Source organism: Pseudomonas sp. PICF141 (assembly GCF_002286815.1).
Lineage (GTDB): Bacteria > Pseudomonadota > Gammaproteobacteria > Pseudomonadales > Pseudomonadaceae > Aquipseudomonas.
On record NZ_MUNM01000087.1, the window covers coordinates 99,305 to 113,824 of the forward strand.

Below are 14,520 nucleotides of genomic sequence, written 5' to 3' on the forward strand. Positions count from 1 at the left end.
CGATCAGATTCCTTGTTCACTGAGCCACAGGTTCAGGGCTGCCAATTGCCACAGCCTGGAGCCGCGCAACGGGGTCAGTTGACCTTGTGGATCGGTCAGCAGACGGTCGAGCATGGCGGGGTTGAACAGGCCACGATCCTGACTCGGATCGAGCAGCAGTTCGCGCACCCAGTTCAGCGTGTCGCCCTGCAAATGCTTGAGGCCGGGGACCGGGAAGTAACCCTTTTTGCGGTCGATCACTTCACTGGGAATGACCAGCCGCGCCGCTTCTTTCAAGACTTGCTTGCCGCCATCGGGCAGTTTGAACTTGCCCGGCACCCGCGCCGACAACTCCACCAGGCGATAGTCGAGAAACGGCGTACGCGCTTCCAGACCCCAGGCCATGGTCATGTTGTCGACGCGTTTGACCGGGTCATCCACCAGCATCACGGTGCTGTCCAGGCGCAAGGCTTTGTCCACGGCTGCGTCGGCACCGGGCTGGGCGAAATGCTCCTTCACGAAGTCGCCGGCCGCGTCGTTGGCCGTCAGCCACTTCGGCTGCACCGTGGCGGCGTAATCGGCGTAGCTGCGGTCGAAAAACGCATCGCGATACGCCGCATACGGATCGCTCGCACCATCCACCTGCGGATACCAGTGATACCCGGCGAACAACTCGTCTGCGCCCTGGCCGCTTTGCACCACCTTGCAATGCCTGGCCACTTCCCGCGACAGCAGATAGAACGCGATGCAGTCATGACTGACCATCGGCTCGCTCATGGCGCGAAACGCCGCGGGCAGTTGCTCGATGATCTCTTTTTCGTCGATGCGCAGTTGATGGTGTTGCGTGCCGTAGTGTTTGGCGATCAGGTCCGAATACTGGAATTCGTCACCGCGCTCGCCGCCGGCATCCTGGAAACCGATGGAAAAGGTCGACAGATTTTCGACCCCGACTTCGCGCAACAGGCCTACCAACAGACTTGAATCGACGCCGCCGGAAAGCAGCACGCCAACATCCACCGCCGCCCGTTGACGGATCGCCACCGCATCGCGGGTGCTGTCGAGTACGCGGTCGCGCCAGTCTTCGAGGGTCAGGTTCACTTCGTCGGCATGTGGGCCGTAGGGCAGGGTCCACCAGGTGTTCTGCTCGGTGCTGCCGTCCGCGTCGATGCGCATCCAGCTCGCCGGGGGCAGCTTTTCGATGCCCGCCAGCAAGGTGCGCGGGGCCGGAACCACGGCGTGGAAATTCAGATAATGATTGAGCGCCACCGGGTCGAGGATCGGGTTGATGTCGCCGCCCTTGAGCAAGGCCGGCAGGGAGGAGGCAAAGCGCAGGCGTTGACCGGTGCGCGACAGGTACAACGGCTTCACGCCGAGACGGTCGCGGGCAATGAACAGACGCTTGGCGTCGCGCTCCCAAATGGCGAAGGCGAACATGCCATTGAGTTTGGGTAACAGAGCTTCGCCCCAGGCGTGATACCCCTTGAGCAGCACTTCGGTGTCGCCATCGGAGTAGAAGGCGTAACCGAGGTTTTCAAGCTCAGTGCGCAGTTCCGGGAAGTTGTAGATCGCGCCGTTGAAGGCCAGGGACAGGCCCAGTTGGTGGTCGATCATCGGCTGGGCCGAGCCGTCCGACAGGTCCATGATTTTCAGGCGCCGATGGCCCAGGGCAATCGGCCCCTGGCTGTGGAAACCCCATGCGTCGGGGCCACGAGGGGCCAGGTGATGGGTGATTCGTTCAATGGCTGCGAGGTCCGCAGGTTGATGGTCGAAACGTAATTCTCCAGCTAATCCGCACATAAGTCCTTACCGGTTTTTCCGTTGGGGAGGGTCAATCGATACCTCGCCAAAAACGGCGGGTACCCGGAAACTGACCCAGCTGAACCCCTGGAGTTTTAGACCGATAAGTTATATGCCCATGGATCAGGCTTTTCCGCGAATCAACTGGCGCAAGGCAAAACGGTTGGGATGGCAGGCCTCGGCCACGGTTCTGGGCAAGGGCAGCGGCTCATTTTCAAGCCATGCCGCCAACAACTCGCCAGACAATGGCGCGGTGATCAAGCCGCGAGAACCATGACCGCTGTTGACGTAAAACCCCTCAAGCCATGGGCAGGGCGCATCGGGCACTTGCCGGGCATCTTTGCTCAGCGCGGCATAGGCTTGGACGAAGGCAGCCTGGTCGGCCAACGGTCCGACGATCGGCAGGTAGTCCGGGCTGGTACAGCGAAATGCCGCGCGTCCTTCAAGCTGTTGCGGGTCCAGTTCTGGAGCATGCAGACGGGCGACCAGGTCAGTGGAAATTTCCTCGAGCAACGCCAGGTTGCCGAGGTGTTCGGCGACAGTTGGGGCGAGCTCATCGCTTTTGAAATCGAAACTGGCGCCGAGGGTGTGTTCGCCCAGGCGTGCGGGCGCTACATAGCCTTCTGCGCAGACCACGGTGGCCAGGCGCTGGCTTTCAGGGGTTTGCGTCAGTCGGGTGATCTGGCCGCGAATGCGTTTGAGGGGCAAATCGGCGCTTTGAGGAAAACGCTTGATCTCGGCGGCGCCGGCCAGTATCACCACCGGCGCACTGGCCAGCAACGTATCGCCGTTCCAGGCTTGCCACTGATCATCGACCTTGCGCAGTTCCAGCACGTCGCGATGGGGCAGCCACTGGATGTTCGCTGAGCCCGCCTGCCACTGGCACAACGCGGGCGGATGAACCCAGCCGCCTTCAGGGTAGAACAAGCCGCCGTGGGCCAATTCGATGCCGGCCCGGGCCTGGGCCTGGGGTTGATCGAGCAGGTGCACCAGGCTCGGTGAAAAGGCCGAGGCCAATTGCGCCTGACGTTCGGCTTCTTTGGCATTGAAGGCCAGTTGCAAGACCCCGCAATCGTCCCAGTCGACGCCACGCTGCAGTTGTTCCAGCAGACGGCGGGTGTAGCCAAAACCGCTGACGATCAATTGCGACAACGCTGTGCCGTGGGCCGAAAGCTTGAGGTACAACACGCCCTGAGGATTGCCCGAGGCTTCCTGCGCCAGTGCTGCGTGGCGGTCCAGCAAGCTCACGTGCCAACCCCGCGCGGCCAGGCTGGCGGCACTGGCGCAACCGGCCAGCCCGGCACCGATCACCAAGGCGCGGCGTTCGCCGGTCAGCGGCTGTGGGCGAGCGAACCAGGGTTTTGCCATGGCTGGTTTAGCGGTCTCTTCAGGCCAACCGAGGAACGTGCCCCGCAGAATTTCCCATTTATGGCCGATGCCCGGGGTGCGCTTCATCTTGAAACCTGCCGCGTTCAGCAGGCGGCGCACCCAACCGGTGCTGGTGAAGGTGCTGATGGTCGAGCCGGGTGCCGCCAGGCGCGCCAGTTCGGCGAACAATTCGGCGGTCCACATGTCGGGGTTTTTCGCCGGGGCGAAACCGTCGAGAAACCAGGCGTCGATCTGCGCATCCAGTTGTGGCAACTGCTCCAGTGCATCGCCGATCAGCAAGGTCAGGGTGACGCGGCCGTTGTCCAGCACCAGGCGCTGAAAGCCTTGATGGATCGCGACGTATTGCGCCAGCAATTGATCGGCAAACGGCTTGAGTTCCGGCCATAACGCCAAGGCCCGTTGCAGATCGGGCGCGCTCAGCGGGTACTTTTCGACGCTGACAAAATGCAGTCGCGCGCCGGCCACCGCCTGTTGTTCGAACAACTGCCAGGCACAGAGAAAATTCAGCCCGGTGCCGAATCCGGTCTCGCCAATCACCAGTCGTCCATCCGCCGGCAAGGCGGCGAAACGCTCGTGCAAATCGTTTTGCTGCAGAAACACGTATCGGGTTTCTTCAAGGCCCGACTGGTCGGAAAAATACACATCATCGAACACCCGCGAACGCGGACGACCTTGAGCGTCCCAATCGAGTTGGGCGTGGGGCAATACAGGTTTCATGGCAGGCTCGGCAACGACAAGGTGGCCATTCTAGCCGATCGCTGCCGCGGTGCTTGATCCAAAATCCTGTAGGAGCGAGCGGTGCGGCACCCCTTCGCCACAAAAAACGCCCCTGGGAATTTCTCTGATGACGACCTGCCCAATCCGCTAGTCTTGCTCAATCCCCAAGGAGCTGCTCCATGTTCGAATCTGCCGAAATCGGTCATACCATCGACAAAGAAACCTATGACGCCGAAGTGCCGGCCCTGCGTGAAGCTTTGCTCGAAGCGCAGTTCGAACTTCGGCAGCAACAGCGTTTTCCAGTGATCATTTTGATCAACGGCATTGAAGGGGCCGGCAAGGGCGAGACCGTCAAGTTGCTCAATGAATGGATGGACCCGCGCTCGATCGAGGTTCGCACCTTCGACCAGCAGACCGACGAAGAACTGGCGCGACCGCCGGCCTGGCGCTACTGGCGGATGCTCCCGGCCAAGGGCCGCATGGGGATTTTCTTCGGCAACTGGTACAGCCAGATGCTGCAAGGACGGGTTCATGGCTTGTTCAAGGATCCGCGACTCGATCAAAGCATCAACGGGGCCGAGCGGCTAGAGAAGATGCTGTGCGATGAAGGCGCGCTGATCTTCAAGTTCTGGTTTCATCTCTCCAAAAAACAAATGAAAGCGCGGCTCAAGGCGCTAGCTGATGACCCGTTGCACAGTTGGCGCATCAGCCCGCTGGACTGGCAGCAATCGCAGACCTACGACAAATTCGTCAAATACGGCGAACGGGTGCTGCGCCGCACCAGCCGCGACTATGCGCCGTGGCATGTGATTGCAGGCGTGGACGCGAATTATCGAAGCCTGGCAGTCGGCAAGATTCTGCTCGATGGCCTGCAAAGTGCACTGAAAAGACCCAGGATTCACCCGGACAAAGTCAGCGCCGCGCCCTTGTTCCCCAGCGTCGATCAGGTGAATTTGCTCGACAGCCTGGACATGACGCTGAGCCTGGACAAGGACGATTACGAGGAACAACTGATTACCGAACAGGCACGGTTTTCCGGGTTGATGCGCGACAAGCGCATGCGTCGCCACGCGTTGATTGCATTGTTCGAAGGCAATGACGCGGCAGGCAAGGGCGGCGCGATCCGTCGGGTGGCCGCGGCACTCGACCCGCGCCAGTACGACATCGTGCCGATCGCCGCGCCTACCGAGGAAGAACGGGCCCAGCCGTATCTCTGGCGGTTCTGGCGGCATATCCCGGCCCGGGGCAAATTCACTGTGTTCGACCGTTCCTGGTATGGCCGGGTGCTGGTGGAGCGCATCGAAGGTTATTGCAGCAAGGCGGATTGGTTGCGCGCCTACGGTGAGATCAACGACTTCGAAGAACAGATCGCCGACGCCGGGGTGATTGTGGTCAAGTTCTGGCTGGCCATCGACAAACAGACCCAACTGGAGCGCTTCCAGGAGCGTGAAGAAATCCCCTTCAAGCGTTTCAAGATCACCGACGACGACTGGCGCAATCGCGACAAGTGGGACGATTACCGCACCGCCGTCGGCGACATGGTCGATCGCACCAGCACCGAGGTATCACCGTGGACCCTGGTGGAAGCCAACGACAAGCGCTGGGCGCGGGTCAAGGTCCTGCGCACCCTTAACCAGGCGCTGGAAGAAGCGTTCGAAAAGTCCGACAAACGCGAAAAGAAACTGCGAAAACGCAAGCGCTGAACCGATGGCGGCGCATACGCGAGGTGAATGATTGTCGCGGTCAGTCATAGGGTGGACTTATGCTCGGTCCCACTCCTGACTGACAACAACAATGAGGTGTATGCCATGCGTGAAGTGGTGATCGTCGACAGCGTACGGACCGGCCTGGCCAAATCCTTTCGTGGCAAGTTCAACATGACCCGCCCGGACGACATGGCGGCTCACTGTGTCAATGCGCTGCTCACGCGCAATGACGTCGACCCGGCCAGCGTCGAGGATTGCATCGTCGGCGCCGGCTCCAACGAAGGCGCTCAGGGCTTCAACATCGGCCGCAACGTCGCGGTGCTGTCGCACCTGGGCATCGGCACCGGTGGCATGACCCTTAACCGCTTCTGTTCATCGGGCTTGCAGGCCATCGCCATTGCCGCCAATCAGATCGCTTCGGGTTGCAGCGACATCATCGTCGCCGGTGGCGTGGAGTCGATCAGCCTGACCATGAAAAGCGTCAACACCGACAACCTGATCAACCCGCTGCTGAAAGAGCAGGTGCCGGGTATTTATTTCCCCATGGGCCAGACTGCCGAGATCGTCGCGCGTCGTTACGCTGTCAGTCGCCAGGAGCAGGATGTGTACGCCCTGCAAAGCCAGCAACGTACTGCCCTGGCGCAGGCCGCCGGGTTGTTCAACGATGAAATCGTGCCGATGACGGTGAAGTATCGCGTTGAAGACAAGGCCACCGGGCAAGTGCAGATTCTCGAGGGCACCGTCGATCACGACGACTGCAATCGCCCGGACACCACGCTGCAAAGCCTGGCCGGGTTGAAACCGGTGTTTGCCGAAGACGGTTCGGTAACTGCCGGCAACTCGTCGCAGCTGTCCGACGGCGCTTCGATGACCCTGGTGATGAGCCTGGAAAAAGCCCTGGCGCTGGGGCTCAAGCCCAAAGCCTTCTTCCGCGGTTTTGCCGTGGCCGGGTGTCAGCCGGACGAAATGGGCATCGGCCCGGTGTTTTCGGTGCCGAAGTTGCTCAAGGCCAAGGGATTGCAGGTTGCCGACATCGATCTGTGGGAGCTCAACGAAGCGTTCGCCTCGCAATGCCTGTACAGCCGCAATCGGCTGGAAATCGATAACGACAAGTACAACGTCAACGGCGGTTCGATTGCCATCGGCCATCCATTCGGCATGACCGGTTCGCGGCAGGTCGGGCACATTGTGCGTGAATTGCAGCGGCGTAGCTTGCGCTACGGCATCGTCACCATGTGTGTGGGAGGCGGGATGGGGGCGACGGGGTTGTTTGAGGCGGTGCGGTAAGTACCCTGGTTTTGTAGTGACTGTTGCATTGCTATCGCGGGCAAGCCCGCTCCCGCAGTAATTAGCGGCGATCACAAATCCTGCGAACGCCACAAAACCTGTGGGAGCGGGCTTGCCCGCGATGCAGGCGCCGCGGTTACCGGCCCATGCACAAAAACTGCATCCGCTCGATATACGCCTGAATCTCACGCGCCGCTGCTTCCCGGTTTTCAAACGGCCCCTCCAGCGTGCGTTCCCGCGTGGTGAAATACAGCTCTCCATTCACCCGACACAAGCGGTCACAACGAAAGTGGGTGGCGGGGGCGTTGTCTTGGGCGCGCATGCCGTACATGGGCGATCTCCTGCGGGTGACGGTTTCAATGAGCTTATGCATGAACCACTGGCCATGCCTGGGCAGCTGATCGACGGCATATCGTCAACTTTAGGGGGCGACCTGCACAGTTTCATTCGCGGCCTGTCGGCAACTGTCCCTGTGTCGCACTCCGATCTGAGCCTAGAATGAGCGTTTTCGCCAATCGGCTTCGGGGTCAGCATGCATATTTCATCGGGTCGCTGGGTTTATGGTCTGTGCCTGGCCTTGCTGACCGCCTTGCTGTGGGGAATCCTGCCGATCAAGCTCAAGCAAGTGCTGCTGGTGATGGACCCGGTGACGGTGACCTGGTTTCGCCTGCTGGTGTCCGGCGGTTGCCTGTTCATTTATCTGGCAGCGAGCAAACGCCTGCCGAGTCGCAAAGTCCTCGGCCCGCGCGGTGGCTGGCTGGTGTTGATGGCGGTATTCGGACTGGTCGGCAACTACGTGCTGTACCTGATGGGCCTGAACCTGCTCAGCCCCGGTACCGCGCAACTGGTGGTGCAGATGGGCCCGATCATGTTGCTGGTCGCCAGTGTGTTCGTGTTCAAGGAACGGTTCAGCGTGGGGCAGGGGATTGGCCTGTTGGTGCTGCTGATCGGCTTTGCGCTGTTCTTCAATCAGCGCTTGAGTGAACTGCTCACCTCCCTGACCGATTACACCGCCGGCGTGCTGATGGTGCTGTTGGCGTCCACGGTCTGGACCTTTTATGCCTTGGGCCAGAAGCAGTTGCTCACGGTGTGGAATTCGCTGCAGGTGATGATGGTGATTTACCTGTTCTGTGCGCTGTTGCTGACGCCATGGGTGCATCCGCTGGAAGCGCTGCAATTGAGTCCGCTGCAAGGCTGGCTGTTGCTGGCGTGCTGTTTGAATACGCTGATCGCTTATGGCGCCTTCGCCGAAGCCCTGGCCCATTGGGAAGCCTCGCGGGTCAGCGCCACGCTGGCGATCACGCCGCTGGTGACCTTTGCTGCCGTGGCTGTGGCCGCATGGTTATGGCCGGAGTATGTGCAAGCAGAGCAGATCAACGGCCTGGGGTATGGCGGGGCGGTGCTGGTGGTGTTGGGGTCGGCGCTGGTGGCGTTGGGGCCGTCGTTGATAGCCGGGCTTCGTGCCCGGCGGGTGCGGATGGCAGTCACACGGTAGACCGCGTTATCGTTCATCGCGGGCAAGCCACGCTCCCACAGGTTTGGTGTCGATCACAAATATTGAGGATCGACACAAAACTGTGGGAGCGTGGCTTGCCCGCGATGGCTGACTGCCAGGCACTCAATCACTTCAGATTTACCCCTGCTTGCCAGCCTCCAGCATATCCTCCGGCCGCACCCACGCATCGAACTCTTCATTGGTCAGATAGCCCAGCTGCAACGCCGCCTCACGCAGGGTCAGCCCCTCGCTGTAAGCCTTTTTGGCAATCTCCGCCGACTTGTCGTAGCCGATGTGCGGGTTCAGCGCCGTCACCAGCATCAAGCCTTGTTCCAGATGCTCGGCCATTTTTTCGGCGTCCGGTTCCAGCCCGGCGATGCAATGCTGCTGGAAGTTACTGCAGCCATCGCCGAGCAAGCGGATCGATTGCAGCAGGTTATGGATGATCACCGGTTTGAACACGTTCAATTGCAGGTGGCCCTGACTCGCCGCAAACCCGATGGCAGCGTCGTTGCCCAAGACCTGACAGGCCAGCATCGACAGGGCTTCGCACTGAGTCGGGTTGACCTTGCCGGGCATGATCGAGCTACCGGGCTCATTGGCCGGCAGTTTCACTTCGGCAAACCCCGCTCGCGGCCCGGAGCCCAGCAGGCGCAGGTCGTTGGCGATTTTCATCAGGGTGACGGCAAGGGTTTTCAGGGCGCCGGAGAGCGTAACCAACGGCTCGTGGCCGGCCAGGGCGGCAAATTTATTGGGGGCCGTAACGAACGGCAGGCCGCAAAGGGCGGCCAATTCAGCAGCGATCGCTTCGCCAAAACCGTGGGGCGAGTTCAATCCGGTGCCGACCGCGGTGCCACCCTGCGCCAGCTCACAGACCGCCGGCAGGGCGCTGCGGATCGCCCGTTCGGCGTAATCCAGTTGCGCGATGAACGCCGAAAGTTCCTGGCCGAAGGTGATCGGCGTGGCGTCCATCATATGGGTACGACCGGTCTTGACCAACTTCATGTGCCGCGCGGACAACTCCGCCAACCCGCCCGACAATTCGCTGATCGCCGGCAGCAAATGCTGCTGCACCGCCTGAGCCGTCGCGATGTGCATGGCCGTGGGGAAGCAATCGTTGGAACTCTGGGAACGGTTGACGTGATCGTTGGGATGCACCGGCGTCTTGCCGCCGCGCGGGTTGCCGGCCAGTTCATTGGCGCGACCGGCGATCACTTCGTTGACGTTCATGTTGCTCTGGGTACCGCTGCCGGTCTGCCAGACCACCAGCGGGAACTGCTCGTCGTGGTCACCGTCGAGCACTTCGTCGGCGGCCTGTTCGATCAGCCGGGCGATGTCGGCGGGCAGGTCGCCATTGCGATCGTTGACGCGCGCCGCGGCTTTCTTGATCAGGGCCAGGGCGTGCAACACGGCCAGCGGCATGCGCTCGTTGCCGATGGCGAAGTTGATCAGCGAGCGTTGCGTCTGAGCGCCCCAGTAAGCGTCGTCCGGGACTTCCACCTGGCCCAGGCTGTCGGTTTCGATACGGCTCATCATGCACACTCCTGTCGGTCTGATAGCGCAGTTTAGGCCTTGATCGCCGGCCGTGGTTCCATCAGTCTGGAATTTGACCGTTCAGCCCCTCTAAATCAGGTGCGACAAGGCTTGGGGTTGAGTGACACACTTTTTTAGGTGCAGAATGGTCGCCCTTGAGGTTTTGCCTCGCCTGCTAGAAAAGGAAACTCGATGACTCGTCTTCGTGCCATCTGTACCGCGGTTACACTGGTTTGCGCCAGCGGCCAGGTTTTTGCCGATACCGCCAGCCACAACGCCAGTGCCGAAGCTTTCCTGACCCTGGCGCACGCTGACAAATTGGGCACTCCGGTGTACATGCAAGTGCAGCAAATGTTCGCTCAGCGCTTTGCCCAAACCAAAGCCCCTGAATCGAAAAAAGCCCTGCTGGAAACTTACCAGGCCAAGGCCAACGCCGCTCTGGATCAAGCCATTGGCTGGAACAAGCTGAAGCCGGACATGGTCAAGCTTTACACCACCAACTTCAGCGAATCCGAGCTGAAAGACCTGGTCGCGTTCTACAAGTCGCCACTGGGCAAGAAAGTCCTGGAAAAAATGCCGCAGCTGACTCAGCAATCGGCCCAGATGACCCAGGCCAAGCTGGAAAGCGCGGTGCCTGTGGTCAACAAACTGCTGGCTGACATGACGGCCGAGCTGGAGCCTAAAGGCGCCGCTCCTGCCAAGAAGAATCCTTGAGCGGAGTTAGGGATGACCATGCAACAACGCATCGAATCGACGCTCGGGTTGTTACAGCCTGAGCACCTGCAAGTGCTGGATGAAAGCCACATGCACAGCCGTGGGTTGCAGACCCACTTCAAGGCCGTGGTGGTCAGCCAGCAGTTTGAAGGCCTCAGTCGCGTCAAGCGTCACCAGAAGGTGTACGGCACGTTGGGTGAACTGATGGGCGAGTTCCATGCGTTGGCGCTGCATACCTACACGCCGCAGGAATGGGCACAGATCGACGCAGCCCCGGCCTCGCCGACCTGTGCGGGCGGAGAGAAGCAGCCGCAAGCCGCAAGCCGCAAGCTACAAGGTTAAAGAGGCGTGCTTCGAACTTGCAGCTTGAAGCTTGCCGCTTGAGGCTGCCGTTTTGCTAGAATCCGCAACGCGCCGCTCACCCGGCGCGTTTTTTTTCGCATCCGGTTCACCCCTTACGAGGGTAGCCACCTGGAGAATCACCCATGACACAACAGATTGTCGTGGCGGCACTGTATAAGTTCGTCACCCTGGAAGATTACGTCGCCCTGCGCGAGCCGCTGCTGCAAGCGATGGTCGACAACGGCATCAAAGGCACGCTGTTGATCGCCGAAGAAGGCATCAACGGTACCGTGTCCGGCAGCCGCGAAGGCATTGACGGGCTGATGGCCTGGCTCAAGAACGACCCGCGCATGGACGACATCGATCACAAAGAGTCGTACTGCGACGAGCAGCCGTTCTACCGCACCAAAGTCAAACTCAAGAAAGAAATCGTCACCCTGGGCGTTGAAGGCGTGGACCCGAACAAAAAGGTCGGCACCTATGTGGATCCGCAGAACTGGAACGCGCTGATCAGCGATCCCGAAGTGCTGCTGATCGACACCCGCAACGACTACGAAGTCTCGATCGGCACCTTCGAAGGCGCCATCGATCCGAAGACCACCAGTTTTCGCGAGTTCCCCGACTACATCAAAGCCAATTTCGATCCGGCCGTGCACAAGAAAGTCGCGATGTTCTGCACCGGCGGCATTCGCTGCGAGAAGGCTTCGAGCTACATGCTCAGCCAGGGTTTCGACGAGGTCTATCACCTCAAGGGCGGCATCCTGAAGTACCTCGAAGAGGTGCCGCAGGAAGAAACCAAATGGCAGGGCGACTGCTTCGTGTTCGATAACCGCGTGACCGTGCGCCACGACCTGAGCGAGGGCGACTACGATCAATGTCATGCCTGCCGTACGCCTGTCAGCGTCGAAGACCGCGCGTCCGAGCATTATGTGGCCGGCATCAGTTGCCCGCATTGCTGGGATAAGCTGAGTGAGAAAACCCGTCGCAGCGCCATCGACCGGCAGAAGCAGATCGAACTGGCCAAGGCGCGCAACCTGCCGCACCCGATTGGTTACAACTACAAGCAAACTCCTTCCGAGGCTTGAACCATGTCAGCATGTCGCCTGCTTTATGTGATGGATCCGATGTGTTCCTGGTGCTGGGGCTTTGCGCCAGTGGCCAAGGCGCTGGTCGAGCAGGCGCAGGCAGCGGGGGTGGACGTGCATTTGGTGGTCGGCGGTTTGCGCACCGGCAGCGGCTCGGCGCTGGAGCCGACTACTCGACGCTATATCCTTGAGCACTGGCAGGCGGTCCACGAGGCCACCGGCCAACCGTTCAAGTTTGAAGGCGCGTTGCCCGACGGTTTTGTCTACGACACCGAGCCTGCCTGTCGGGCGCTGGTGACGGCGCGCAGCCTGGCACCGGATTGCGCGTGGAAACTGCTCGGGTTGATCCAGCAGGCCTTCTACGCTGAAGGTCGCGACGTCACTCATGCCAGCGTGTTGGTGGAGCTGGCGGAGCAGGCCGGTTTGCCACGCATCGAGTTCGCCGCCGCCTTCGACCGTGCCGATCAACACGCCGCCACCGCTGCCGATTTCACCTGGGTCCAGGACCTGGGCATTGCCGGTTTCCCGACCTTGCTGGCAGAGCGTGATGGTCAATTGGCGTTGCTGACCAATGGGTATCAACCGTTGAATGTGTTGTCACCGTTGCTCGGCCGCTGGCTGGAGCGCGCAGCCTGTGCATGACCTGCCCGACGACGTTCCAGCCCCTGCACGTGTCGACCGTCTGAGCTGGGCAGAAATCCGTCGTCTGGCCCTTCACCATAAAAAATCCCTGTGGATCGCCAACGGCGTCGCGGTATTGGCAACGCTGTGCAGCGTACCGATCCCTTTGCTGTTGCCGTTGCTGGTCGACGAAGTACTGCTGGGCCATGGTGACACTGCGCTGAAAATCATGAACCACGCGCTGCCCGATGTCTGGCAGAAAGCCGCGGGCTACATTGGCCTGATGCTGCTGGTGACTCTGGCACTGCGCTGCGCGGCGTTGTTGTTCAACGTGGTGCAGGCGAAATTGTTTGCGGCGCTGGCCAAAGACATCGTGTACCGGATCCGGGTGCGGTTGATCGAACGGCTCAAGTGCATCTCGCTGGGCGAATACGAAAGCCTGGGCAGCGGCACGGTGACTACGCACCTGGTCACCGACCTGGACACCGTGGACAAATTCGTCGGCGAAACCCTCAGTCGTTTCCTCGTGGCCATGCTGACGCTGGTGGGCACCGCCTCGATCCTGATGTGGATGCACTGGAAACTCGCGCTGCTGATCCTGCTGTTCAACCCGCTGGTGATCTATGCCACGGTGCAGTTGGGCAAGCGGGTTAAACACCTGAAGAAACTCGAGAACGACAGCACCTCGCGCTTCACCCAGGCCTTGACCGAAACCCTGGATGCCATCCAGGAAGTGCGTGCCGGTAATCGACAGGGGTTTTTCCTCGGACGGTTGGGCCAGCGAGCGCGTGAAGTGCGTGATTACGCAGTCAGCTCGCAATGGAAAACCGATGCATCGAACCGTGCCAGCGGTTTGCTGTTCCAGTTCGGCATCGATATTTTTCGCGCCGCGGCCATGCTCACCGTGCTGTTTTCCGACCTGTCCATCGGCCAGATGCTGGCCGTGTTCAGCTACCTGTGGTTCATGATCGGTCCGGTGGAACAACTGCTCAACCTGCAATACGCCTTTTACGCCGCCGGCGGTGCGCTGTCGCGGATCAACGAGTTGCTGGCCCGTGCCGATGAGCCGCAATACAGGGGCAGTGTCGACCCGTTCCAGGGGCGCGACACGGTGGGCATCGAAGTTCAGGGATTGAGTTTCGGCTACGGCGACGAATTGGTCTTGAACCAAATGAACCTGTCGATTGCCCCCGGCGAAAAAGTCGCGATCGTCGGCGCCAGCGGCGGTGGTAAAAGCACCTTGGTGCAGTTACTGCTGGGCTTGTACACGCCGCTGGCCGGCACCATCCGTTTCGGTGGTTCGACTCAGCAAGAGATCGGTCTGGAAACCGTGCGTGAAAATGTCGCCGTGGTCTTGCAACATCCGGCACTGTTCAACGACACCGTGCGCGCCAACCTGACCATGGGCCGCGAACGCAGCGACGAGGCCTGCTGGCAGGCACTGGAAATTGCTCAGTTGCACACGACCGTGCGCGAATTGCCCAACGGCCTGGACAGTGTTGTCGGCCGTTCCGGCGTGCGTTTATCCGGCGGGCAGCGTCAACGGCTGGCGATTGCGCGGATGGTACTGGCCGAACCCAAAGTGGTCATTCTCGATGAAGCCACGTCCGCCCTGGACGCGGCCACCGAATACAACCTGCACCAGGCACTGGCGCGGTTCTTGAGCAACCGCACCACGCTGATCATTGCGCACCGGTTGTCGGCCGTGAAACAGGCCGACCGGGTACTGGTGTTCGACGGCGGCCAGGTTGCCGAGGATGGCGACCATCAGCAGCTGATTGCCGATGGTGGTTTGTACGCCAAGCTGTATGGGCATTTGCAGCAGCATTGAGGGATTGCTCGAAGAGCTGCCAAT

12 protein-coding genes are annotated in these 14,520 nt (G+C 60.7%); 8 read left to right on the forward strand and 4 right to left on the reverse strand.

Features of this window, described 5'->3' with window-relative positions; translation table 11 throughout:
• Positions 1-3: 3 nt before the first annotated feature.
• Positions 4-1,776 (reverse strand): N-acetylglutaminylglutamine amidotransferase, encoded by a 1,773-nt coding sequence (locus BZL43_RS26170; protein WP_095634948.1) that lies wholly within the window; start codon positions 1,774-1,776, stop codon positions 4-6.
• Positions 1,777-1,899: 123 nt separating this feature from the next.
• Complete coding sequence (gene mnmC, locus BZL43_RS26175) at positions 1,900-3,882, reverse strand: bifunctional tRNA (5-methylaminomethyl-2-thiouridine)(34)-methyltransferase MnmD/FAD-dependent 5-carboxymethylaminomethyl-2-thiouridine(34) oxidoreductase MnmC (RefSeq protein ID WP_095634949.1); 1,983 nt, start codon at positions 3,880-3,882, stop codon at positions 1,900-1,902.
• A gap of 179 nt (positions 3,883-4,061) precedes the next feature.
• Between mnmC and pap the strand changes: the two genes are divergently transcribed.
• Entirely contained in the window at positions 4,062-5,585 is a 1,524-nt protein-coding gene (pap, locus tag BZL43_RS26180) for a polyphosphate:AMP phosphotransferase (RefSeq protein WP_095634950.1), read from the forward strand.
• A gap of 105 nt (positions 5,586-5,690) precedes the next feature.
• Positions 5,691-6,875: a thiolase family protein gene (locus tag BZL43_RS26185; RefSeq protein WP_095634951.1), complete on the forward strand. Its 1,185-nt coding sequence runs from the start codon at positions 5,691-5,693 to the stop codon at positions 6,873-6,875.
• Positions 6,876-7,011: 136 nt separating this feature from the next.
• Here BZL43_RS26185 and BZL43_RS26190 read toward each other — a convergent pair whose 3' ends face one another.
• Positions 7,012-7,206 carry a DUF6316 family protein gene (locus BZL43_RS26190; protein WP_095634952.1) on the reverse strand — a complete coding sequence of 65 codons (195 nt, stop codon included), beginning with the start codon at positions 7,204-7,206 and terminating at the stop codon, positions 7,012-7,014.
• 201 nt (positions 7,207-7,407) lie between these two features.
• Here BZL43_RS26190 and BZL43_RS26195 point away from each other — a divergent pair, with 201 nt between their 5' ends.
• Positions 7,408-8,370, forward strand: coding sequence for a DMT family transporter (locus BZL43_RS26195; RefSeq protein ID WP_095634953.1), 963 nt, complete (start codon positions 7,408-7,410; stop codon positions 8,368-8,370).
• A gap of 138 nt (positions 8,371-8,508) precedes the next feature.
• Here the strand turns inward: BZL43_RS26195 and BZL43_RS26200 are convergent, their stop codons facing one another.
• Positions 8,509-9,903: a class II fumarate hydratase gene (locus BZL43_RS26200; RefSeq protein WP_095634954.1), complete on the reverse strand. Its 1,395-nt coding sequence runs from the start codon at positions 9,901-9,903 to the stop codon at positions 8,509-8,511.
• Positions 9,904-10,095: 192 nt separating this feature from the next.
• Between BZL43_RS26200 and BZL43_RS26205 the strand changes: the two genes are divergently transcribed.
• From BZL43_RS26205 to BZL43_RS26225, 5 genes are all read left to right on the forward strand, one after another.
• On the forward strand, positions 10,096-10,617 hold the full coding sequence (locus BZL43_RS26205) for a DUF2059 domain-containing protein (RefSeq protein ID WP_095634955.1): 522 nt from the start codon (positions 10,096-10,098) through the stop codon (positions 10,615-10,617).
• Between the two features lie 12 nt (positions 10,618-10,629).
• Positions 10,630-10,959, forward strand: coding sequence for a BolA family transcriptional regulator (locus tag BZL43_RS26210; RefSeq protein WP_095634956.1), 330 nt, complete (start codon positions 10,630-10,632; stop codon positions 10,957-10,959).
• Positions 10,960-11,102: 143 nt separating this feature from the next.
• Positions 11,103-12,044, forward strand: coding sequence for a rhodanese-related sulfurtransferase (locus BZL43_RS26215; protein ID WP_095634957.1), 942 nt, complete (start codon positions 11,103-11,105; stop codon positions 12,042-12,044).
• A gap of 39 nt (positions 12,045-12,083) precedes the next feature.
• Positions 12,084-12,686 (forward strand): DsbA family protein, encoded by a 603-nt coding sequence (locus BZL43_RS26220; RefSeq protein ID WP_177409356.1) that lies wholly within the window; start codon positions 12,084-12,086, stop codon positions 12,684-12,686.
• On the forward strand, positions 12,679-14,496 hold the full coding sequence (locus tag BZL43_RS26225; RefSeq protein ID WP_095634959.1) for an ABC transporter ATP-binding protein: 1,818 nt from the start codon (positions 12,679-12,681) through the stop codon (positions 14,494-14,496). Before BZL43_RS26220 ends, BZL43_RS26225 begins: the two co-directional genes overlap by 8 nt.
• Positions 14,497-14,520 lie beyond the last annotated feature (24 nt).

What these genes read in the sequence shown, in the direction of transcription:
- BZL43_RS26170 (WP_095634948.1), bottom strand. Translation starts at nt 1,776, where the DNA reads ATGTGCGGATTAGCTGGAGAATTACGTTTCGACCATCAACCTGCGGAC.
- mnmC (WP_095634949.1), bottom strand. Translation starts at nt 3,882, where the DNA reads ATGAAACCTGTATTGCCCCACGCCCAACTCGATTGGGACGCTCAAGGT.
- pap (WP_095634950.1), top strand. Translation starts at nt 4,062, where the DNA reads ATGTTCGAATCTGCCGAAATCGGTCATACCATCGACAAAGAAACCTAT.
- BZL43_RS26185 (WP_095634951.1), top strand. Translation starts at nt 5,691, where the DNA reads ATGCGTGAAGTGGTGATCGTCGACAGCGTACGGACCGGCCTGGCCAAA.
- BZL43_RS26190 (WP_095634952.1), bottom strand. Translation starts at nt 7,206, where the DNA reads ATGTACGGCATGCGCGCCCAAGACAACGCCCCCGCCACCCACTTTCGT.
- BZL43_RS26195 (WP_095634953.1), top strand. Translation starts at nt 7,408, where the DNA reads ATGCATATTTCATCGGGTCGCTGGGTTTATGGTCTGTGCCTGGCCTTG.
- BZL43_RS26200 (WP_095634954.1), bottom strand. Translation starts at nt 9,903, where the DNA reads ATGAGCCGTATCGAAACCGACAGCCTGGGCCAGGTGGAAGTCCCGGAC.
- BZL43_RS26205 (WP_095634955.1), top strand. Translation starts at nt 10,096, where the DNA reads ATGACTCGTCTTCGTGCCATCTGTACCGCGGTTACACTGGTTTGCGCC.
- BZL43_RS26210 (WP_095634956.1), top strand. Translation starts at nt 10,630, where the DNA reads ATGACCATGCAACAACGCATCGAATCGACGCTCGGGTTGTTACAGCCT.
- BZL43_RS26215 (WP_095634957.1), top strand. Translation starts at nt 11,103, where the DNA reads ATGACACAACAGATTGTCGTGGCGGCACTGTATAAGTTCGTCACCCTG.
- BZL43_RS26220 (WP_177409356.1), top strand. Translation starts at nt 12,084, where the DNA reads ATGTGTTCCTGGTGCTGGGGCTTTGCGCCAGTGGCCAAGGCGCTGGTC.